This window comes from Hymenobacter sp. FMD4, assembly GCF_058932745.1.
In genome coordinates, this window is sequence record NZ_JBZYWH010000036.1 from 16,074 (window position 1) to 35,857 (window position 19,784).

The following is a 19,784-nucleotide window of genomic DNA, read 5'->3' on the forward strand; positions in this document are numbered from 1 at the left end:
GAGCGGCAGTATCTACGTCAGAAAATCGGTTTTGAATACCGACGTTGGCCCTGCAGCGCCGTCGCGGAAACCCAGAGCCCAGACTTGGGGTTGGTACAAAGACTTGAGTACAGGTCAATAAATCAGTGAGTTGGGCCGAATCCTTACTACATTAAGTCAGGATTGGCTTTTCTGGTCAGGAAACCCGGTTCGGAGCGCATTGGCAACATGATTGCTGCTGACCTCAAGCACCGGTAGCACGTAGAGCTAACCGCCGGTGCGCGACACCGTACTGTATAGGTCGAGGACTTTTCGTAAGATCATGAGGCAGGACGAAACGCTACTGGAACTTGTGCGCAGCTTTCTGGCTGAAAAGCATATGCCTGCTTTGGCTGCGGCTCTGGACAAGGACCCGCGCGTAATTGAGCGGGTTCTGGAGCAGTTGCTGCCGCTGGTAATCGATGCCTTGAGCAAGCGCAGCAAACAGCCCAACGGCGTGGAAGTAATCTGGACGCTGGTGCGTCAGGCCCACGAAACAAATGTGCTAAGTCAGCTAGGTGACGCCATGCCGAACAAATGGCGCGGAGTAGTGCTCATGCAAGGCCTGCTGGGCGACTTCTACCAACCCATTACGGCCCGCCTATCAGCTGCCAACGAGCTGCCTCAAGTGCCCTTTGAGCACCTGTTAGAGGTAGCTGTGGCGGCGGTACTCGGAATGGCAGGCCGCTACGGAGCCGAATTCGAGCTGGTACCCGAGGCGCTATGCACCTGGCTCCAAAGCCAGCCGTTGCGGCCGCCCGTAGCTGCCGCAACGCGGCCTGCACCCACCCCCCGGGCAGCCGCGGCTCCCTTACGAACGGCTGCCACCGCGGCAGCTACAGCCCCCCGAGCCGAGCCAGTTCGCCGGGCGCCGGCGCGGGAAACGGCGGCCGTGCCCAATGCAGAAATACCCCCGGCTGCGCCGCGGGCCGCGGCCGGGGCCGGCCGCCCACAACCTATAAAATTTACTGTAGCTGGTGCTGGCACTTGGGAAAGTGTAGGCGGCGGCATCACATTCACGCCTGCCAAGTCTATTGGGGGTTCAGCCTGGCGGCCCCGTTGGCAGTGGGCGCTGTTGCTGTTGCCAGCCCTGGGTATCGGTTATGGTGTAGGAAAACGAACCCAAGATGCGCGGCTGGCCGAACGAGTGGCGTCGCCTCCCACATACACGGCCTCGGCGGTGGCTACCTCATCGGATTCAGGTGCCGATCCGGCCACTACGTACCGCACCGACGCCGCGCCCACCCTGGCCATAACATTGCCCGATGGCCGTAACCTGCAGGTAGCACCTTACTCCGCCGAAGCCCAGCTTTACAGCTTCCTGGCCAATCCGGCCATCAAGGTAGACCCCATCAGTGCGGCACGCGGTTGGATTAATGCGGATCAGGTGTCCTTTGAGGCCGACAAAGCCATGCTTAAGCCCGAGTCGTACCAGCAGCTGCGCAACCTGGCGAGCATTCTGCGGGCCTTCCCAAAGGCGCACATCAAGATTGGGGGGTACAGCGACGTACTAGGCGACGAGCAGCAAAATCAGCGCTTGAGCGAAGCCCGCGCCAAAGCTGCCATGCATGCCTTGGCCGGGCTGGGCGTGGAGCGCAGTCGATTGCAGGCCCAAGGATACGGAGCCACACATTTTGCTTCTGCTAATGCAGGCGGACTCAGTCCTTCGCTACACCGCAACCTACGGTTGCAGGTGGTCAGTAAAGCCGGCCGACCTAAAGCTGAGCCAGCCCCCGGGGTGGAAGCACTACCCGCTACGGCCGCAGCGGCGCCTGCCCGCACGGCCGCTTCTGCCGCCCGAAGCTCCTCCAGTGTTCGGGCCAAAAGTGCCCGCAAAGCACGACAGCGCGACAAAAATGCCCGTCAGGGCAAGAAGGGGCAGTGGTTTAAGAACCTGCGCGAGCGGCTGCGCAACAAGCGGCCCGATTAATAAAGTCCACTGGACCAGGAAACCGTCTGGATATACATTCTTGTCGCTCGGCTGGTAGTTTTGCTGCTCTGTTTGAATCCTCAAATGAGCAGCCCATGATTGCTATTCGGCGCATCACCCAGCCCGATCCACAGGTCCTAAGCGGGCTGGTCGCCTTATTGATAGATACCGTTGACGGCGGTGCCTCGGTTGGTTTCCTGGCGCCATTGAGCCCTACCGATGCCACTGAGTATTGGCGCCACGTGGAGGCTGCCTTAGGTCCGCATTTAGCGCTGTGGGTGGCCGAGGAGCAGGGCGAGGTGCTCGGTACAGTGCAGCTGGCGCTTTGCGCCAAGCCCAACGGCCGCCACCGCGCCGAGGTGCAAAAGCTCATGGTGCTAAGCGCTGCCCGGGGCCGCGGGCTGGCTTCGTTGCTGATGGCTACGGCCGAGGCGTACGCCCGCCACGCCGGCTGCTCGCTGCTGGTACTCGACACCGAAACCGGTTCACCGGCCGAAGCCATTTACGCGCGCCTGGGCTGGCAGAAGGCCGGACAAATTCCTAATTACGCTCTGACGCCCGACGGCAGGCTGCACCCTACTTCGTACTTCTTCAAGCTGTTGATGCCAGCCTAGGCAGTGATGTAGTGAATGGCCTTTGGGGTAGAAATGACGGCAAGCTGATTAGCTGGCGAAGAAGCTGGTATATATAGTCCATAGAAGAACTCAGCAGGCAATAAAAAAAGCCATCCTAGGGTCTAGGATGGCTTTTTTCGTGAAGCGTACTGGACTCGAACCAGTGACCTCCACCGTGTCAGGGTGGCGCTCTGAACCAACTGAGCTAACGCTCCGGGTGGCATGGGCCGGAAGGCGCAAACATAAGTCTAAAATCACGAAACGGCCAAGCAGCTCGGCAGGAAAATTTTGGTTTCGCTGCACTGCGGCGTAACCCGCCGCCGCTGCCCCAAGTATAGGAAACTGCAGATGCCCCCGTCTCCACCGGTTTTCTGGTCGGGCGGTATCACCTAACTCTTAGACCCTTTCATCATGAAAAAAATTGCACTCTTATTCTCGCTCTGCACGCTTTGCAGCTTGGGAGCCTTTGCCCAGCGCGGCGTACAAGGCATTCGCAAATCATCGGATTATCAAACCACGCCCGACTCGCGCAACAACGGTTTCGGTATTAAAGGTGGCTGGAACTCCTCTGACTTCCGCGGCGACGACAAGAAGAACTACACCAACGACGCCAACCGCCAGAACTTCCATGCCGGCGTGTACGCCCAGTTCGGCTTCACGCCCCAGACCTCGCTGCAGGTAGAGGCGCTGTACAGCCGCCAGGGCTTCAAAGCCGCGTCGCCGTACCGCATGAACACCAACGTGTACGAAACCCAGCTGGACTACATTCAGGTGCCGGTAATGTTCGTGTACAACTTCGTCGACAACGTGAGCATTCACGTGGGGCCGCAGGTGTCGCTGCTGGTGAATGCCAAGGAAGACAAGCAGGCCGTGAGCATTTCCGAGCGCAACTACAACTCGCTTGACTACGGCGCCGTGGCCGGTTTGGAAGCCCGCGTGGGCCCGGCCCGTGTGGGTGGCCGTTACGTACTCGGCCTGGCCGACATCTACAACGACCCGAAGATGGAAAACGGCATGATGACGCCTGACAGCCGCCTCGACAACATCAAGAATAGCCTAATTCAAGTGTACGTGGCCTTCGGCTTCGCCCAATAAACAATTCACGCTACACCTGGTACAAAAGGAAGCCTGCCTCGCGGCAGCTTCCTTTTTTTCGTTTTATCGATCTTGACTAGCTCACTATGCTCGATATGGAGGCCGCCTTACCGGCGCTGAATTACCAACGCGAACTGCTGGCCCAGCGGGGCATGGGTGTACTGGGCGTGTGGGCGCTGCTGAATTTGCTGGTGAGCGGCTGGCTGGTGATGCGCCGCTCGCCGCGCGCCGAGGACCACTATTTTCACCAGATGAACATCGGGTGGGGCGCTGTGAATGCGCTGCTGGCCACTTGGGGCATCTTGCAGGCGCGGCCGCTGAACGTGGAGCACCTCTCGCTGCTGACCAGCCTGCAGGAGCAGTTCTCGATGGAAAAGATTCTGCTGCTCAACGCGGGCCTCGACGTCGTCTACCTCACTACGGGCTCATGGCTGCGGGCGCGGGCGGCCACGCAGCACAAGCTGCCGCAGCGGCTGCTGGGCTTCGGGCGGTCGTTGTGGCTGCAGGGCGGTTTTCTGCTGCTGTTTGATGTGGGGCTGTACGCGCTGTACCACCGCTTTGCAGCGGAGTTGCTGAAATTGGTGAAATAAACCGTTGCGTATTTTATACACAAAACGGGCCCCGCTGCACTGCAGCGGGGCCCGTTTTGCTAGTAGTGCGGCTGAGTTATTTGCCGCCGATTTTCTCGATCAGCTTATTGTTAAAAGCGGGCAGGTCGTTGGGGTTACGGCTGGTAATGAGGTTGCCATCGACCACCACTTCCGAATCCTGCCACTTGGCGCCGGCGTTGGTGAGGTCGGTTTTGAGGCTGGGCCAGCTGGTCATGTTCTTGCCCTGCACGAGACCGGTTTCTACCAGCGTCCAGGGGCCGTGGCAGATGGCGCCCACCACTTTGCCGGCGCGCATAAAGTCGGCCGTGAAGGCCACGGCTTTGGGTTCCATGCGCAGCACGTCGGGGTTGATCTGGCCGCCGGGCAGCACCAGTGCATCGTAGTCGGCGGACTTGGCTTCGTCCAGGGTTTTGTCGACGCTTACTTTATCGCCCCAGTCCTTTTCGTCCCAGCCTTTAATGGAGCCGCTTTTGAGCGATACTACGTGCACATCGGCACCGGCGTCCTTGAGGGCCTTTACGGGTTTCTCCAGCTCGGATTGCTCGAAGCCGTCGGTGGCCAGCACGGCTACTTTTTTGCCCTTCAGTGGGTCATTACCAAAAATGCTCATGGTGTTTGGGAGGTGTGGTAAAACATGCGGAAAACAAAAAACCGGAACCGTGCCATTGGCAGCGGTTCCGGTTTAAGGTTAACGCAAGTAAGGGCAAGTGGTTAGGGCAGACTACAATGGCCGCGCTGCTTCGGGCTACTGTTCTTCGGGATGACCGGCGGCTTTGCGCTGCTGCTTGAAGTGCTGACGTAACTCACGGATGCGTTCATCGAACCCATCGGGGTGGTACTGCACGTCGTCCACGTCTACTTCCTCCAGCATGTCCATCAGGGCGTCGGAGTGGTCGGCGCGCTTGCCGGTGGTCAGGCTTACAAAGGCCATTTCCGACCACAGCAGTGACTTCAGGCGCAGGCCGTCGGCGTCGAGCATCTGCATCTCGACCACCAGAGAGGAGTTGTCGAAGTGAATGAGCTGGGTGCGAATAAGCACCTGCTCGCCGTGGTTGGCGGGCTTCAGGTAGCTGATGTGGTGCTTGGTAATCACCCATGCAGCACGCTGCTCGCGCGTGAGCTGGCCCAGGTTCAGGGCGTAGTGACGGATGGTTTGCTCCTCGCGGGCGTTGAGGAAATAGTCGAGGTAGCGGGCGTTGTTCAGGTGACCCAGCTGGTCGCAATCCTGAAAGAAAATGCGGTGCCGGGTTTCGGGCGTCCGGACAAGCGGCGGGTTGGCCATAGCAGTGGTAATCGGGGTTGATGCGGCGCCAAAGTACGGCATTGGGCGCTGCTCGGCTAGGAAAAGCTACTGCGGGGGCAAGGGCGTCCGGTCGTTGGGGGCAGCTACGGCCGTATCGGCAGCGGCTACGAGGCCTACTTCCTCGGGCGGCAAAGGCGCGGCGTTGGTGGGCGCATGGTCGGCAGCGGGCAGCGGTTCGGGTGTGGTTTCGAGGGGCGCGTTATCCGCCTCGTCCTGCGGCGTGATACGGAAGGAATCGGCTACCACGCTGTTGGCGTCGGGCTTGCGGGCGTCGGTGGGGCTGTCGAACACGATGAGTACGTGGTGCTCGTTGAGCAGGGCCATGCCTTCCGCCTTGTCCATGCCAGCAGCAGGGCCCTGGCCGTGCGGCACATCAAAGAGGCGCCGTAGCTGTTTGGGGCCTACGAGGCTGTCGGCATCTTGCTTGAGGGCATCAGGCCAGCAAAACACGGCGATGGTGCCGTCGAGGTCCATGGTGGGGCCGGCCAGCAGGTAGAGGTCGTCGCTCACGAGGCGCAGCTCGCGCAGGCCCATGCCGCCGAGGTCCAGAAAATGCTTGCGGTAGTAAAGGCCGTCGGCGCCGCTGAGCTTGGCCAGGACCAGTCGGCCGCGGCGTTTACCGGGCACCACATGCAGCTCCAGCACAATGGCCCAACCGCGCAGCACCGGCCCGCGCAGGCCCACAAACACGCGTCCATTGCCCGCGTAGGCCATTCCCTCAATGTCGAAGCCATTATCCTTGCCGGGCAAGTGCAGGAAGGGGCCGATGTGCGGGTCTTTGCGCAGCAGCCTTACCAACGTGTGGTGACTGAGGCGGGCCGCGCGAAGCTTATGGCGCTTTTTGGTGGGGTCGGGCGCGGTGGCGTGCAGCTCGTAGTCCTGGGTGTCGGCGTTGCGCACCAAGGGCACGCGGGCCAGCAGGTTGCGGTTGAGGTCGGTTTGCACCTTGGCCAGCTTGCCCATGCCTTTGGCCGTATCGTCTTTGTCCGGCTTCGGATTCTTGCGGCGCAGGCTGTGCGAGCCCACAATCCACAGGTACCCGTCGCCTTCGGCCAGGCCTTCAATGTCCACTTCCTCGGAGCCTTCGGGGTCGGGCATCTCCAGAAAGTCCGCCAGCTGGTAGCGGCAGTGCTGGCCAAAGGTGTCGGGCCCGGTAAGGCGCAGGCGCTCCACGCTGGCCCGTTCGTCGCAGGCTATCCAGAGGTTGTCGCCGGTGCGTAGCGAGGACGACAGGCCGTCGCGCACGTGCTTGCCGTCGGGATTGAGGCTGAGGTCGGGGGCAAACTGTAGGGTGAAGGGCAGAGGGGGCGAGGCCATGGGGCGGAGGAGATTACCGAAGAGCCTTCTACGCAAGGCCGGGCCTGAGCGGCCAGTTGGGATGCAGACAGCAGCGCAGAACAGATTTCGGCGACTACTGGGCACCCGGCCTAGCTCTTCTTCTCGTCGGTGGCCGGCCCGAGTACTTTCAGCTTGTCGGACTTCGTCAGCCCCGACACGATTTCGACGTTGATGCCGTCGGAAATGCCCGTCTTGACCAAGCGTTTCTGAAACTGCTGCGGCCCGGCTTCTACTTCCACAAACACGCTGTCCTTGTTCAGCTTTCCAAACTGCAGCAAGGCCTCCCGGATGGCTAGTACCTGCTCCTTCTTGTCGAGCACGATGTCGCCGTTGGCGGAGTAGCCAGCCCTGAGAAATACGCCCGGCTGCTGCTGCACTTTGGCCCGCACCTGAAATTTGATGGCGCCTTCCTCGGTCACGCCCTTCGGCGCGATGTACTCCAGCGTGGCCGGAAACAGCTTGTTTTCGATGGCGCCCACCGATAGGCTGATGGGCATTCCCTCGCGTACCTTACCAGCCTCGCTCTCGTCGATTTTGCCCTCAAACACGAGACTGTTCATGTCGGCAACCGTGGCGATGGTGGTGCCCTCGTTGAAGTTGTTGCGCTCCACTACCGAGGAGCCCACTTTTACTGGTACATCCAGCAGCAGGCCGGTGATGGTGGAACGCACCGTGTTGGTGGCGCCGCCGGTGTTGCGCGAGGCGCCGCGCTGCGCAATCTGCAGGTCGTTTTGGGCGGCCTCCAAGGCTTGGCGCTTGGCCCGCACGTCGGCCACGAGGCGGTTGTACTCCTGCTGGGCAATGACTTTTTGCTCGTAAAGCGGCGTCTGGCGGTCCAGCTCCTGCTGACTGATTTCCAGCGCCACCCGCGCCTGCTGAATCTGGTTCTGGGCGTTGTTGACGCTGGCCGCATTGGGCACCGTACGGATGCGCGCCAGCAGCTGGCCTTCCTTCACGGGCTGGCCCGCCTCCACAAACAACTCCTCCACGATGCCCGACACCTGCGGCTTGATCTGCACCTCGCGCCGGGGCACGATGCTGCCTGTGGCCACGGTTTTCTTGGTGATGTTGGCAATGAACGGCTGCTCGGTCTTGTAAGTCACCGGCGCGGCATTGGCCTGCAGGTAGAAGTAGCGGCCCAACCACCCGAAGCCGCCCAGCAGCAATACCAGAAGTAGGACTAGGAATACGCGTTTCATAGGAGCCTCACCCCCCGGCCCACGCTTCAAAGAGAGCGAGGGAGCCTGACGAATTGCTAGGGGAGTTGCGTCAGTAGGTTGATGATGAAGAGAGAAGAAAGTGAATGATGAAACAGAACGCCTGCGCTGCTGGGGCTGCCCGCTCACTCTGGAGCTAGGGTGGGGGAGGCCTTATTCATCTCGCAGAGCTACCACGGGCTGCACGCGGGCCGCAATGGTGGCTGGCACCAGCCCGGCTAGCGCGCCGCAAAACACCAGCAAAAAGACGGCGGTGAGTGCCACCTGCACGTCCACCTGCGGGTTATGAAAAAAGTTGATGTCCTCGCCTTCGATCAGGTTACTCAAAAAAGCCATCAAGGCCGTGCCGCCCAGCAAGCCCAGCAGCCCGGCGGCTGCCGTAATCACGATGCTTTCCTGCACGATCATGCTCACGATGCTGCCCGGCGTGGCCCCCATGGCCTTCCGAATCCCGATTTCCTTGGTGCGCTCCTTCACCACAATGAGCATGATGTTGCTCACCCCGATGATGCCCGCCACGATGGTGCCCAGGCTTACCCACCAGCTGAAGCCTGCAATGCCCAAAAACAGTCCTTGCACGCGGCTGTACTCTTCCTCCACGTTGGCTGAACCAAAAGCCCGCTCGTCGGTGGGCGCCACTTTATGCTGCTGGGCCAGCACCTGTTTTACTTTAGTTTCCACCACCTTGGCCGGAATGCCGTTTTGGGGCAGGAAAGCGAAGTAGTCGATTTTATTTACCTGGTTGAAGGCAATCTGCAGCGTGGTGAGCGGGATGAAGATGGTCTGCGCGTCTTCCTGGGATTCCTCGGCCCGGCCGGTGCCCTTAAAAGTGCCCACTACCTGAAAGTAGGTGCCCTTGATGCGGATTTGCTGCCCGATGGGCTTATCCGTGCCGAACAGCACTTCCGCCACCCGGGCCCCGATTACGGCCACTTTGCGTCGGTCACGAATGTCCGGCTCGTTGATAAACCGGCCAGCCGTAAGCGCCACCGGCCGCACCTGCGGGTAGCCTGGGTACTCGCCGTTGACGGAGAACGACGAGCTTTTAGTGCCGTACTGCACCGTGAAAGTGCCGTGCAACGAAGTGCGCGGCAATACCAGCGCTGCTTCGGGCACCTGCCGCTGCAGCACGGTCACGTCGTCGTTGGTAAACTGCACCAGACGTCCTGGCTTCATGCCCTTGTAGGGAATGCTCGTGCGCTGCGACCACACGAAGATGGCATTTTTGGCCACGTCGAACTCCTTTTCCACGCCATTGCGGAAGCCCTTGCCCGCGCCCAGCAGCACCACCAGCATGAAGATGCCCCAGAACACGCCGAAGGCCGTCAGGGCCGTGCGCAGCTTGTGCCGGCGCACCGTGCTCCATATTTCCGCCCATTTATCAAGATCAAACATGGCGAGAAGCTTAAGCTAGGGTTCGTTAAAGGGCTTCAGGATGAAGAAACCAACTAGACCTAGTAAGGGTAAGGTGGTGGCCAACAGATGGAAAAGTAAAAAAGACTTCATGCTGAGCTTGCTAAAGCATCATTCCGCCCGAAGCGCATCTATCGGCTTGATGTTCGCCGCTTTCATGGCCGGCACAAAGCCCGCCAGCGCCCCGGCCAGCACCAGCAGCAGCGTGGCTCCGATGGCCACACCCACATCTACTTCGGGCCGGGTGAAATAGGGCAGCTCGGCCCCCGATTTCTCGATGGCGTAGCGCAATCCATCCAGCAAGGCCACACCCGCGAGTAGGCCCAGGTAGCCTGCCAGCCCCGTAATCACTACCGACTCCTGCACCACCATGCTCACGATACTCCACGGCGTGGCGCCAATGGCCTTGCGCACCCCAATTTCCTTGGTGCGCTCCTGCACGATAATGAGCATGATGTTGCTCACGCCCACCACGCCCGCAATCAGCGTGAGCACCCCGATAATGGACACGAAAAGCCGGATGCCGTTGAACAAGCCGTTGAAGCGTTGCACTTCCTCTTCGTTGTTTTCGAGCCCGACGGCCTGCTTATCAGTGGGGTCGAACTGATGGCGACTGGCCAGGAGCTGGCGAACCTGGGTTTCGAGCTGCTTTACCGGTGTGCCAGCGCGGCTGGTCAAGACGAGCAGCTGCACCTGATTGTACTGGTTGAAAGTCGTCTGGAAAGTGCTGAAAGGCACGTAGGCGCGCTCCTCGTTGCGGCCCTGGTTCTGGTTGGTGGTGAAGGTGCCCACGATCTGAAAGTGCACGCCCTTCACCTGCACATATTGCCCGATGGGGTTTTCGTCGGGCTTGAAGAGCACCTTGCGTACCCGCTCGCCTATCACCATCACCTTGCGCCGCTCGGCCACGTCGAGGGGGCTGAGCAAGCGGCCGGTTTTTACTTGCTCGCCATTGATGTGGAAAAACTCGCCATTGGCCCCGAATACCTGAAACGAGCCGTTTTTGGTGCCGCGCACGATGGTATACTCGCCCGACAGGCGGTTGCGCGTGGCCATCAGCTCCACGCCCTCCACCCGCTGCCTGATGGCTTCCAGGTCGGCGTTGGTAAACTTGATTTCGCGCCCCGGCTTCATCCCTTGCCACGGCATGGAGGTCTTGCCGCCGAAGACGAACAAACTGTTCTGCGCGCCGGCACCGAATTCTTTCCAAATGCCGTTTTCCATGCCCTTACCGGCGCCCAGCAAGAGTACCAGCATGAAGATGCCCCAGAATACGCCGAAGGCCGTCAGGGCCGTGCGCAGCTTGTTGCGGCGCATGGTGCTCCAGATTTCCTGCCATTTATCCAGGTCGAACATGAAGCGCAGAGGTAGCGAAGTTGGAAGTTAGAATGCCGTTACAAAAGGGGGGCACGGAGCGTGGCTCCGCGGGCGTCTGGCTTAGTGGCAGCTCAGCCGCACCTTTTCCAGCCGGGCCATCACGTCGCGCACCACGGCCTCGTCCTTGGTGTAGAGCGGCAGGTTGAAGTTCGTGGAGCCTTTCCCGTCCTTGTTCACGCGCTTGATGTTGATCTGGTAGTGCTGCTCGCCGTTTTTATCGTCGCTGCGGTCGTAAGTCAGCGGCTTCACATCGGCCCAGTCGAAGTCCATTTTCATTTCAAAGAACCCATTGTCGAGGTTCACCGACCAACCCGATTGGCCTTTGCTGTAGCTCACCGCAATGGGGCGCGTCATGGTCACGTCGGCGTCTTTGTCGCGGATGGTCTGGGTGGCGTGGCAGCCGTTCATGTCCATGCGCACTTCCTGGTTTGGCTTGGCCGGGTTGCGCATCAGCTGGTTGAGCCGCTGGTTGAGAGCTTTGATTTCGGTCGGGGCCGTTTGGGCGTGGGCCGCGCCGCTTAGTAGCAGAGCCGCGGCGAGTAATAGCTTTTTCATGACGGTAGGGAGCTGACGGTGGAAATGAGAGGAGGGGTAACGTCGTCGGTTTCTTCGCCCACGATCAGCCCATCCCGAATGCGAATGATGCGCTGCGTTTGGGCCGCGATGTCGTGTTCGTGCGTTACGATGATGACGGTCATGCCCTCCGCATTCACCTGCTTGAAGATGTCCATCACCTCCTGCGTGGTGTGCGTATCGAGGGCGCCGGTGGGCTCGTCGGCCAGAATGAGCTTGGGCTGGTGAATGAGCGCCCGGGCCAGCGCCACGCGCTGCCGTTGCCCACCCGATAGCTCCGAGGGCAGGTGGTCGGCGCGGTCGGCCAGGCCCACGCGGTCGAGGTACTCCATGGCCAGGCGGTTTCGTTCGCGGCGGCTCACTTGCTGGTAGTAGAGCGGCAGCGCCACGTTTTCGAGGGCGGATTTGAAGTTCAGTAGGTTAAACGACTGAAACACGAAGCCCAGGAACTGATTGCGCAATTGCGCCGCGCGCCGCTGCGAGAGGCCCCGATCAATGTGCGTGCCGGCCAACCAGTACTCGCCCCGGTCATAGTCGTCCAGAATGCCTAGGATGTTGAGCAAAGTACTTTTGCCTGAGCCCGAAGAGCCCATAATACTGACCAGCTCCCCGGCCTGCACTTCCAGGTCGATGCCGCGCAACACCGGCAGCTGGTTGTGCCCCATCACGTAGCTCTTCTCGATTCCGCGCAATTGGATCATACCCCGCAAGCATTTGCTTTAAGATAGAAAAAAACGCCGGCGCCCGCCACTCCGTTAAAGAGGGCTGGCACCGGCGTAGATGCAAGGCGACGCACGGGCGTTGCCCGGCTCCTGAAATTTTATTTCTCGGCTGCTTTCTGCTCGCGCAGCTTTTGCTGAATCTGGGGCTTGCGCTGCTGATACAGCTGGTACTGTGCCGGGGTCATGATCTGTTTCAGCTGGCCTTCGGAAGTGGCGTTGATGCGCTTCAGGGCGCCCATCAGCGCCGTTTTATCGGAGCCGAACTTGGTTTGGGCGTCGTTTACCTGCTCCACGGTGGTGGCAAGTACCTGCCGGATGCGCAGGGTCTGGTCTTCGCGCAGCTGTAGCTCATCAGTCATCACCGAGGCCAGGTCGCGGGCGTTTTCGCGGCGCACGGCCTCCGCCGTGCGCGGGGCTTCAGTAGGCGTGCTGGTGGCAGTTTCTTTTGGGGCGCGGTTGCGGCGGGCGCAACCAGTGGCCAGCGTAGTCACGAAGAGCAGCGCCAGCAGCCAAAATCGGAGAGACATAGGGAAGATAAAAAGGGGGTCTGCGCCTGCATACGCGAAAACCTCGACCGGAGTGGCGTTCTGCCCAAAGTCGAGCTTGTGGACTGATCGAAAAGCTTTCAAATCAGCAGGCTAGTGTCGCAAGTCCAGCCCCAGAACAACGACACATGGCTTGGCTAGGTGGGCGGAAGCCCCGGGTCAGCGCACGCTCACCTCGTTGTTCTGAATCATGCGGTAGATCGTGGACTTGCCGATTTTCAGCTGCTGCGCCACCTGTAAGATGTTGCCGTTGTGCGCATCCAAGTAGCGCTGCACTATCCCGGCCACCTGTTTGCGTAGGGAGTCGTTGGCACTCGGCTCTTCATCGGCTGGCAGCAGCGTACTCCGCAGGGATAAGTCAGTGGGCTGAATCTGCTCCCCTTCAGCCAGTACTGCGGCTAATTCCACCACTGCCTTCAGTTCGCGCACATTGCCTGGGAAGGGGTATTGCAGCAGTTTCATCCGCGCCGCTTCGCTGAGGTGGCGGGGCGGCAGGTGGTTTTGGTGACAAAAGCTGCCTAGAAAGGCCTCGGCCAGCAGCACCACATCCTGGTCCCGCTCGCGCAGCGGGGGCAGCACGATGGGCAGCCCCAGCAGGCGGTAATACAGGTCTTGGCGAAAGCGCCCTTCTGCGACTTCCTGCGCCAGGTCGCGGTGCGAAGCTACCAGCAAGCGGGCATCGAAAGCAACGGTTTTAGTGCCACCCACGCGGGTCAGTTCCCGCTCCTGCAGCACGCGCAGCAGCTTGGCCTGCAGGCCGAAGTCGAGGGCCGCAATTTCATCCAAAAACAGCGAGCCGCCGTGGGCCTGCTCGAAGCGCCCGGGGCGCCGGCTCATTGCCCCGGGGAAGGCGCCTTTCTCGTGCCCAAACAGCTCGCTTTCCAGTATCTCCCGTGGAATGGCGGCCACGTTCACGACTATAAAGGGCTTCCTTTGCCGTGGCGATAGGAAGTGAATAGTTTTGGCGACCAGCTCTTTGCCCGTGCCCGTTTCGCCGCTCAACGATACGGTGATGTTGGTGCGGGCGGCCTTCTCCACCAGCGCCAGCATTTCCTTGATCTGCGCACTCTCGCCCAAAATGGCCCGCTGCGGGTCGAAGCGCTGCCCTGCCTCGCGGTGCAAGAGCTCGTTCTCGCGGCGCAGGGCTGCCTGCTGACTCACCTTCTGGGCGCTGTGCCACAGCCGCTCGGCGGTTTCCTCGTTTTTCACGAAGTAGTCGTAAGCGCCGTGCTGGAGCAGTCGCACGGCCGTGCTTACGTCCTCCTGGGCCGAAATAACGATGATAGGCACTTCGGGTACCTGCTCGCGCACCTGGCGCAGCACTTGCTCGCCGGCACCATCGTGCAGGGGGTAGCCCAGGGCAATCAGGTCCGGGCGCTCATCAGCCAGGGCCGGCAGACAGTCGTGGCTCGAAGGAAACTTCCGGACCGTGTAATCAGGGTTTTGCCTGAGTTTGTGGGCCAGCAGTTCGCTGTACCGCACGTCGTCATCGATGATGAATATGGTGAGGGAATGTAGAGGCATCGGAGGAAGGTAAAACGCCTTGGCAGTGGCTAGAAGCCGCGCCGCTGGCAAGGGAAGCAGTGCTTCCCAGTGAGTTTATCTTCGGCTGATGCAATAGGGTGGTGTGGGATGGTAGCTGCGAGTATAGGGTATTACGGCGGATCGGTCAATTGTTCTCAAAATGGGTCAAATCTGTTTTGCAACTTGGGTTATCTAGACTCCGCTTGCGTGGCGTGCATAGGAGATAAGAAATGAACCTGCGTAAAAACGCCTAAACCCAGCTGCTAACGTAAACCGGTGCCGCTTTCTCCGTGTTAGCGAACCAAGGCTGTACCACGCCAGAGAGCTAAAATTCCTCGCCCCATGTCCATCACCTCACACGCAGACTTAGTTGGCTTGCAGCGCATCAGCGAAGCCGTAGGCATCACGCTTAAACAAATGCGCGAGTATGCTCAGCCGGGCATGACGACCAAAGTAGTTAGATGAATACGGCGGGCGTATCCTGGCGGCGCTAGGAGCTAAATCAGCCCCGCGGCTTACCTATGGCTTTCCAGGCTGGACGTGCATCAGCGTAAATAACGAAGTGGCGCACGGCATTCCGTCGACCCGCAAGGTGCTGCAGGAAGGCGACCTGGTGAACATTGACGTATCGGCGGAACTGGGCGGCTACTGGGCCGATAACGGTGGCTCCTTCGTGCTCGGTGCCGACATTCACCACCACCAGCCTCTGGTTGATGCTTCCCGGCAGATTTTGCGCACTGCTCTCAGCCGCATCCGGGGCGGCGTACGCATTGCCGATATAGGCGGGCTGATTGAAGCGGAAGCACGAAAAGCGGGTTTTTGGGTTATAAAGAACCTGGTGGGGCACGGCGTCGGACGCAGCTTGCACGAGGAGCCCAAGGAAATACCCTGCTACTACGACCGGTACAACCTGAAGCGCTTTAAGAAGAACTCGGTGGTGGCTGTGGAGACGTTTATTTCCACCCGCGCCACGCTGGCCCATCAGCTCAGCGACGGTTGGACGCTGGCCACCAAAGACGGCAGCTTTGTGGCCCAGCACGAGCATACCATCGTTATTACGGATGGTAAGCCCATTATTCTGACGGAGGCGAACAGCATTTGGGACTAAGCAGCCCAAGTTGTGAAGCGAGGTAAGGGCTAAGTATTTGGTTTAGTAAGCAGCATTCCTGTAAAACTTCACCGAGCTATCATTCATGTTGCTACGAGGCGTGGCGCTGGGAACCTGGGTGCTCTGCTGCCCACTGAGCTTGCTATGGCGCAATCGTAGGCCACGAGCCCTCCCGGGCGCTGAAGTTGAACTTGATCATTAGGCAAAAGCTCGCGCAATTGATGTAAAAAAGAGCTGTGCAGCTCGGTCATATAATCCATAATCGTAGCGTCGGGTTACCACTTGGAAGACCGTTGTAGGAAGCGGGCAGCATCGCATTATGGTCTGATAATGATAACATTTCAGTAACAAGACCATAACTGGCGCGTAACAGGTTGGCGGCCGGTAGCGCCGACTTTTGCACCACCATTCCCACAACCACCGTTCCCCTATGATGCGTACGTTTACTCGTCTGAGCACCCTGGTGCTGGCCGGCTTTATGGCCGTATCCTGCGCCAAGCAGGAAGACCTCACACCGCAGCCCCTGGAGGCCGCCAGTCAAAGCGCTGACGCCACCCGCGACAACCATTTGGCCATGGGCAACCCCAGCGGTGCCGTGACTGATGCTGCTTACTACTGGAACTACCTGCTTCGCAAGCCGCAGTACGACATGTCGTACCACCGCGACCGGGGCACGCCCAACTGGGTATCCTGGCACATGAGCTCAGCTTGGTTGGGCTCGGCTGCCCGGCAAGATGACTTCCGCGCCGATAACACCTTGCCTTCGGGCTGGTACCGCGTGGGCAATGGCAGCTACACCGGCTCGGGCTTCGACCGCGGCCATGATTGTCCCTCGGCCGACCGCACCAGCTCCGTGACCGACAACTCGGCCACGTTCCTGATGACCAACATGATTCCGCAGGCGCCCAACAACAACCAGCGCACCTGGGCGGGCCTGGAGAACTACTGCCGCACCCTCGTAGGCCAAGGCTACGAGCTGTACATCATCATGGGGAGCTACGGTACCGGTGGCACCGGCTCGGCTGGGTACAAAACCACTATTGATGCTGGCCGGGTAACCGTGCCACGCCGTATCTGGAAAGTGGTAGTAGTGCTGCCTGAAGGCAGCAGTGACCCGAGCCGCGTAACCACCAGCACCCGTGTCATTGCCATCGATACGCCCAACGACAACTCGCTCAACACGAGCTGGGGGGCCTACCGCACCACCGTCGATGCCATCGAAAGCGCTACCGGCTACAACATCCTTTCGAATGTGTCCTCGTCAGTGCAGAGCGTAATTGAAGCCCGCGTCGACAACGGTCCGACGAGCTGATCGGCCACCAACGCCCAAAGAAAAAGGGTGTCCGCAGCGCGGGCACCCTTTTTTGCTTATGTGAGCGGAGTAATTAGATGCTAGAACGAGTGTGATGGAGTATTTAGCGTCCTGAGCCCGCGGCTTTAGAACGTGAAATTCATGGATGCTTTAATGACACGGTTCTGCGCGTCGAAGCGGTTGTTCTTGTCGAGTGACGAGAGTCCATAGTCATAACCCGCGCTGATGCCCAATCCGTTCCCGAACTGGTAACCGGCGCCACCAGTTACGGCAAAATCCAGCTCGCGGAAGTACTGCCGCACCTCAAAGTCCTGCTGATACACATCGAAGCCCAGGGCCCCAGCCTCTACCCGGGCCTTACCCGATACGAGGTACGAAGCCTGCGGACCGGCGTACACATACAGTCCCGGCGTGAGGTAAGCCTTGGCCAGCACCGGTACATCGATGTAGCCCATGCGGGCCGTTGCGGTGGCCTTGGCGTTGAGGAAGTTCAGCTGCTCCACGGGCACACGGCCACTTACGATGACGCCTTTTTCGGAGTACTGCACACCCGGCTCAATCACGAAGCGTGGCCCCACGGGCAGGCTTACGAAAGCACCGGCATGGAAGCCCGGGCGCTGCTGCTTGGTAATGGCGCCGTTGGCCAGGTTGGTAAGATTCTGTACGCCTTCCACGGCGTCGCCAGCCCAGTCGGATACGTTCAGACCGGCCCGAATGCCGAAGCGTACCCCATCGGTTTTGTTGGCCGAAGCGGGAGCGTTGGAGTAGGAGCGTACCTGGGCTTGGGCAGTGGCGGCAGTGCCGAGCAGCAATGCGGCGGCAAAGACAAAGAGGTGGCTAGCGCGGTTCGTTTTCATGACCACGGGGTATCAAAAGTCGGAAGAAACAGGAAGGATAGATGCTACGTCTCGAGTCTACAGCGCATCGTTGTAAGGGCTTGCAAGAAAACCGTGCCAAAACTTTGGCGAGGCCTGTGGGACTTGCAGGTATGAGAAGATTATCAATGTGTTATGTCTGATAAATAAGCTTGGTTGGGTATTAGGCGGGGAGGTACCTTTGAGCGGTGAGTGAATTAACCCCTATCGTTTATCAATGAGAACTAAAAAAGCCACGCCGCAAGCGTGGCTTTTTTAGTTAGCCTAGTGCCCAGCCGGCTAAAGTCTAATTGCGGCGCGTTTTGGTTTGGGCGACCGGTTCGTAACCGGCTACTTCGGCAGCAGATAACAATATGATAATCGGCTAGTAACGCCCGACTAATCTTCGCTGACGATGTTTGATAAAACTGCTATGCCGGTGACTGCGCCGGCCGCACCCGTGCTGATGGATCTGCTCTCCTCTTCTAATCTGCCCCTTCCCGCCGGCTTCGGTCCTCGCTCCCGCGCCGTGCTGCAGCCTGTGCTGCAGCGCTTCACACACCTGCGCGACCTGCAGCGTCTCTACGACCAGGCCCAGGAGCTGACGGGCCTAGCCTTTGTGGCGGCAATCCTGCATCACCTCGATATCAAGGTGGAGTACGACGAAGCCGAGTTACGCCGTGTGCCAACCTCAGGCGCGTTTATCGCCGTGGCCAATCACCCCAGTGGTATGCTCGATGGGCTAGTGCTGCTGCATGTGCTGGGCCAGGTGCGGCCCGAGATAAGAGCGGTGGCCAACGAACTGCTGGCACCCCTGCTGCCACAGCTGCACCAGCAGTTTGTGCTGGTAAAACCCGATGCGGAAGAGTCGCCGCGCAACGTGCCAGGCATGCGCCGGCTGCTGCAGTTCCTGCACAACGACGTGCCGCTGCTGCTATTTCCTTCGGGCGAGGTGGCGCACCGCGCAGCCCCGTTTCGGCCCGTTACCGATTCGGCCTGGCACCCCACAGCCGGCCGGCTCATCGGGGTAGCGCGGCTGCCAGTGGTGCCCATCTGGATCAGCGGACAAAACAGTGCTTCCTTTAACTGGCTGGGGCTGGTGCACCCGCTGCTACGCACGGCCCGCCTGCCCGCCGAACTGCTGAACAAGCGCGGCCAGACCATCCAGGTGCGCCTCGGGGCCCCCATCATGCCCGCCGACTTACGCAGCCTGCCCACCGAGGAGCAATTGCCTTACCTGCGGGCCCGCGTGCACGCGCTGGCACCCGCCAAGATCAGCAGCTACGCCGCCGTGCTGGCTCCGATGCGGCACGTGCCCGAAGTGCCAGTAATAGCCGAAACCAAAGTTGAGCTGATTGAAGCTGATTTGGCGGCTCTGCGGCCCGCGCGGCGCTTGGTGCAGTCGCGCAACTGGGAGGTATACGTGGCCAGGAAAAAGGAAATTCCCAACGTGCTGCGCGAGATTGGGCGGCTGCGCGAGCTGACGTTTCGCCGCGAAGGGGAGGGTACCCAGCAGGCCATCGACTTGGATGAGTATGACGAGTATTACCGCCACCTATTTCTGTACGACCGGGCTGCGCGCCGCCTCGTAGCAGCGTACCGCATTGGGCCGGGGCGGGCCATTCTGCGCCAGCACGGCCGGCGTGGGTTTTACCTGAACTCGTTGTTTCACCTGCGCCGCAAGCTGAAGCCGCTGCTGCGCCAGTCGCTGGAGCTGGGCCGCTCGTTTATCCGTGAGGAGTACCAGCGCCAGCCCATGCCGCTGGCGCTGCTCTGGAAAGGCATTGCAACTTACCTGAGTGCCAACCCGGAGTACCGCTACCTGATCGGGCCGGTGAGCATCAGCAACCGCTTTTCGCAGGCTTCCAAAGCCGCCATGCTTGCGTACGTGACGCGCCGCTTTTTCGACCATGAGCTGGCGGCCTACGTGCGCCCGCGCAAACGCTTCCGCTACCGCCCACTCGATGAGGCCGAACGGCCCGGCGTGCTCTACGCCGGCGTCGATAGCCTGGAGTCGCTTAACCGCTTGGTGGCTAGCATCGAGCCGCACGGCGTGGGCATCCCTACGTTGCTGCGCCAATACGTGCGCCTCAACGCACGCTTTATCGGCTTCAATCTGGATCCGGCCTTTAGCAATGCTTTGGATGGCTTCATCGTGCTGGATGCGCATGAACTGCCCGACCATACTCACCGCCTTCTTGAGCGGGTGCAAGCCGATCCGAAGGCTGGC

At 60.2% G+C, this 19,784-nt stretch carries 17 protein-coding genes, 1 tRNA gene and 1 pseudogene; 7 read left to right on the forward strand and 12 right to left on the reverse strand.

Features of this window, described 5'->3' with window-relative positions:
• Positions 1-301 precede the first annotated feature (301 nt).
• Complete coding sequence (locus AC5FXY_RS21000) at positions 302-1,948, forward strand: OmpA family protein (protein ID WP_493558688.1); 1,647 nt, start codon at positions 302-304, stop codon at positions 1,946-1,948.
• A 95-nt stretch (positions 1,949-2,043) separates the two neighbouring features.
• A complete protein-coding gene (locus AC5FXY_RS21005; protein WP_493558689.1) occupies positions 2,044-2,562 on the forward strand; it encodes a GNAT family N-acetyltransferase in 519 nt (172 codons plus the stop codon).
• A gap of 140 nt (positions 2,563-2,702) precedes the next feature.
• Here the strand turns inward: AC5FXY_RS21005 and AC5FXY_RS21010 are convergent.
• Positions 2,703-2,777: transfer RNA gene (locus tag AC5FXY_RS21010), tRNA-Val, on the reverse strand.
• 196 nt (positions 2,778-2,973) lie between these two features.
• Here AC5FXY_RS21010 and AC5FXY_RS21015 point away from each other — a divergent pair.
• Both AC5FXY_RS21015 and AC5FXY_RS21020 read left to right on the forward strand, forming a co-directional pair.
• Positions 2,974-3,657: a porin family protein gene (locus tag AC5FXY_RS21015; protein ID WP_493558690.1), complete on the forward strand. Its 684-nt coding sequence runs from the start codon at positions 2,974-2,976 to the stop codon at positions 3,655-3,657.
• A 95-nt stretch (positions 3,658-3,752) separates the two neighbouring features.
• On the forward strand, positions 3,753-4,247 hold the full coding sequence (locus AC5FXY_RS21020) for a DUF6992 family protein (RefSeq protein WP_493558691.1): 495 nt from the start codon (positions 3,753-3,755) through the stop codon (positions 4,245-4,247).
• Positions 4,248-4,323: 76 nt separating this feature from the next.
• On the opposite strand, the gene AC5FXY_RS21025 is transcribed toward AC5FXY_RS21020, so the two are convergent.
• From AC5FXY_RS21025 to AC5FXY_RS21070, 10 genes are all read right to left on the reverse strand, one after another.
• On the reverse strand, positions 4,324-4,878 hold the full coding sequence (locus AC5FXY_RS21025; RefSeq protein WP_493558692.1) for a type 1 glutamine amidotransferase domain-containing protein: 555 nt from the start codon (positions 4,876-4,878) through the stop codon (positions 4,324-4,326).
• A gap of 135 nt (positions 4,879-5,013) precedes the next feature.
• The gene (locus tag AC5FXY_RS21030; protein WP_493558693.1) at positions 5,014-5,550 is read right to left on the reverse strand and encodes an acyl-CoA thioesterase; all 537 of its coding nucleotides are present in this window, start codon (positions 5,548-5,550) and stop codon (positions 5,014-5,016) included.
• A 66-nt stretch (positions 5,551-5,616) separates the two neighbouring features.
• Entirely contained in the window at positions 5,617-6,888 is a 1,272-nt protein-coding gene (locus AC5FXY_RS21035) for a DUF3616 domain-containing protein (protein ID WP_493558694.1), read from the reverse strand.
• Positions 6,889-6,998: 110 nt separating this feature from the next.
• Positions 6,999-8,108 (reverse strand): efflux RND transporter periplasmic adaptor subunit, encoded by a 1,110-nt coding sequence (locus tag AC5FXY_RS21040; RefSeq protein ID WP_493558695.1) that lies wholly within the window; start codon positions 8,106-8,108, stop codon positions 6,999-7,001.
• A gap of 171 nt (positions 8,109-8,279) precedes the next feature.
• A complete protein-coding gene (locus AC5FXY_RS21045) occupies positions 8,280-9,521 on the reverse strand; it encodes an ABC transporter permease (protein ID WP_493558696.1) in 1,242 nt (413 codons plus the stop codon).
• A gap of 129 nt (positions 9,522-9,650) precedes the next feature.
• Positions 9,651-10,895 (reverse strand): ABC transporter permease, encoded by a 1,245-nt coding sequence (locus tag AC5FXY_RS21050; RefSeq protein ID WP_493558697.1) that lies wholly within the window; start codon positions 10,893-10,895, stop codon positions 9,651-9,653.
• 81 nt (positions 10,896-10,976) lie between these two features.
• Positions 10,977-11,471: a hypothetical protein gene (locus AC5FXY_RS21055; RefSeq protein WP_493558698.1), complete on the reverse strand. Its 495-nt coding sequence runs from the start codon at positions 11,469-11,471 to the stop codon at positions 10,977-10,979.
• Positions 11,468-12,190, reverse strand: a complete 723-nt coding sequence (locus tag AC5FXY_RS21060; protein ID WP_493558699.1) for an ABC transporter ATP-binding protein — start codon at positions 12,188-12,190, stop codon at positions 11,468-11,470. Before AC5FXY_RS21060 ends, AC5FXY_RS21055 begins: the two co-directional genes overlap by 4 nt.
• Positions 12,191-12,309: 119 nt before the next feature.
• Positions 12,310-12,738 (reverse strand): hypothetical protein, encoded by a 429-nt coding sequence (locus AC5FXY_RS21065; RefSeq protein WP_493558700.1) that lies wholly within the window; start codon positions 12,736-12,738, stop codon positions 12,310-12,312.
• A gap of 177 nt (positions 12,739-12,915) precedes the next feature.
• On the reverse strand, positions 12,916-14,280 hold the full coding sequence (locus AC5FXY_RS21070) for a sigma-54-dependent transcriptional regulator (RefSeq protein ID WP_493558701.1): 1,365 nt from the start codon (positions 14,278-14,280) through the stop codon (positions 12,916-12,918).
• A 342-nt stretch (positions 14,281-14,622) separates the two neighbouring features.
• On the opposite strand from AC5FXY_RS21070, the pseudogene map reads away from it, so the two are divergent.
• Together map and AC5FXY_RS21080 are read left to right on the forward strand one after the other, a co-directional pair.
• A pseudogene (map, locus tag AC5FXY_RS21075) lies at positions 14,623-15,388 on the forward strand (type I methionyl aminopeptidase).
• Positions 15,389-15,818: 430 nt separating this feature from the next.
• The gene (locus AC5FXY_RS21080) at positions 15,819-16,700 is read left to right on the forward strand and encodes a DNA/RNA non-specific endonuclease (RefSeq protein ID WP_493558702.1); all 882 of its coding nucleotides are present in this window, start codon (positions 15,819-15,821) and stop codon (positions 16,698-16,700) included.
• A gap of 125 nt (positions 16,701-16,825) precedes the next feature.
• On the opposite strand, the gene AC5FXY_RS21085 is transcribed toward AC5FXY_RS21080, so the two are convergent.
• Positions 16,826-17,557: a porin family protein gene (locus AC5FXY_RS21085; RefSeq protein WP_493558703.1), complete on the reverse strand. Its 732-nt coding sequence runs from the start codon at positions 17,555-17,557 to the stop codon at positions 16,826-16,828.
• A 412-nt stretch (positions 17,558-17,969) separates the two neighbouring features.
• On the opposite strand from AC5FXY_RS21085, the gene AC5FXY_RS21090 reads away from it, so the two are divergent.
• The coding region (locus AC5FXY_RS21090; RefSeq protein WP_493558704.1) for a bifunctional lysophospholipid acyltransferase family protein/GNAT family N-acetyltransferase at positions 17,970-19,784 on the forward strand (1,815 nt) is incomplete at its 3' end.

Excerpts from the sequence above, each read along its gene's own strand:
- AC5FXY_RS21030 (WP_493558693.1), bottom strand. The coding sequence starts at position 5,550 with ATGGCCAACCCGCCGCTTGTCCGGACGCCCGAAACCCGGCACCGCATT.
- AC5FXY_RS21050 (WP_493558697.1), bottom strand. The coding sequence starts at position 10,895 with ATGTTCGACCTGGATAAATGGCAGGAAATCTGGAGCACCATGCGCCGC.
- AC5FXY_RS21015 (WP_493558690.1), top strand. The coding sequence starts at position 2,974 with ATGAAAAAAATTGCACTCTTATTCTCGCTCTGCACGCTTTGCAGCTTG.
- AC5FXY_RS21070 (WP_493558701.1), bottom strand. The coding sequence starts at position 14,280 with ATGCCTCTACATTCCCTCACCATATTCATCATCGATGACGACGTGCGG.
- AC5FXY_RS21060 (WP_493558699.1), bottom strand. The coding sequence starts at position 12,190 with ATGATCCAATTGCGCGGAATCGAGAAGAGCTACGTGATGGGGCACAAC.
- AC5FXY_RS21055 (WP_493558698.1), bottom strand. The coding sequence starts at position 11,471 with ATGAAAAAGCTATTACTCGCCGCGGCTCTGCTACTAAGCGGCGCGGCC.
- AC5FXY_RS21080 (WP_493558702.1), top strand. The coding sequence starts at position 15,819 with ATGATGCGTACGTTTACTCGTCTGAGCACCCTGGTGCTGGCCGGCTTT.
- AC5FXY_RS21085 (WP_493558703.1), bottom strand. The coding sequence starts at position 17,557 with ATGAAAACGAACCGCGCTAGCCACCTCTTTGTCTTTGCCGCCGCATTG.
- AC5FXY_RS21045 (WP_493558696.1), bottom strand. The coding sequence starts at position 9,521 with ATGTTTGATCTTGATAAATGGGCGGAAATATGGAGCACGGTGCGCCGG.
- AC5FXY_RS21005 (WP_493558689.1), top strand. The coding sequence starts at position 2,044 with ATGATTGCTATTCGGCGCATCACCCAGCCCGATCCACAGGTCCTAAGC.
- AC5FXY_RS21025 (WP_493558692.1), bottom strand. The coding sequence starts at position 4,878 with ATGAGCATTTTTGGTAATGACCCACTGAAGGGCAAAAAAGTAGCCGTG.
- AC5FXY_RS21020 (WP_493558691.1), top strand. The coding sequence starts at position 3,753 with ATGGAGGCCGCCTTACCGGCGCTGAATTACCAACGCGAACTGCTGGCC.
- AC5FXY_RS21065 (WP_493558700.1), bottom strand. The coding sequence starts at position 12,738 with ATGTCTCTCCGATTTTGGCTGCTGGCGCTGCTCTTCGTGACTACGCTG.
- AC5FXY_RS21000 (WP_493558688.1), top strand. The coding sequence starts at position 302 with ATGAGGCAGGACGAAACGCTACTGGAACTTGTGCGCAGCTTTCTGGCT.
- AC5FXY_RS21035 (WP_493558694.1), bottom strand. The coding sequence starts at position 6,888 with ATGGCCTCGCCCCCTCTGCCCTTCACCCTACAGTTTGCCCCCGACCTC.
- AC5FXY_RS21040 (WP_493558695.1), bottom strand. The coding sequence starts at position 8,108 with ATGAAACGCGTATTCCTAGTCCTACTTCTGGTATTGCTGCTGGGCGGC.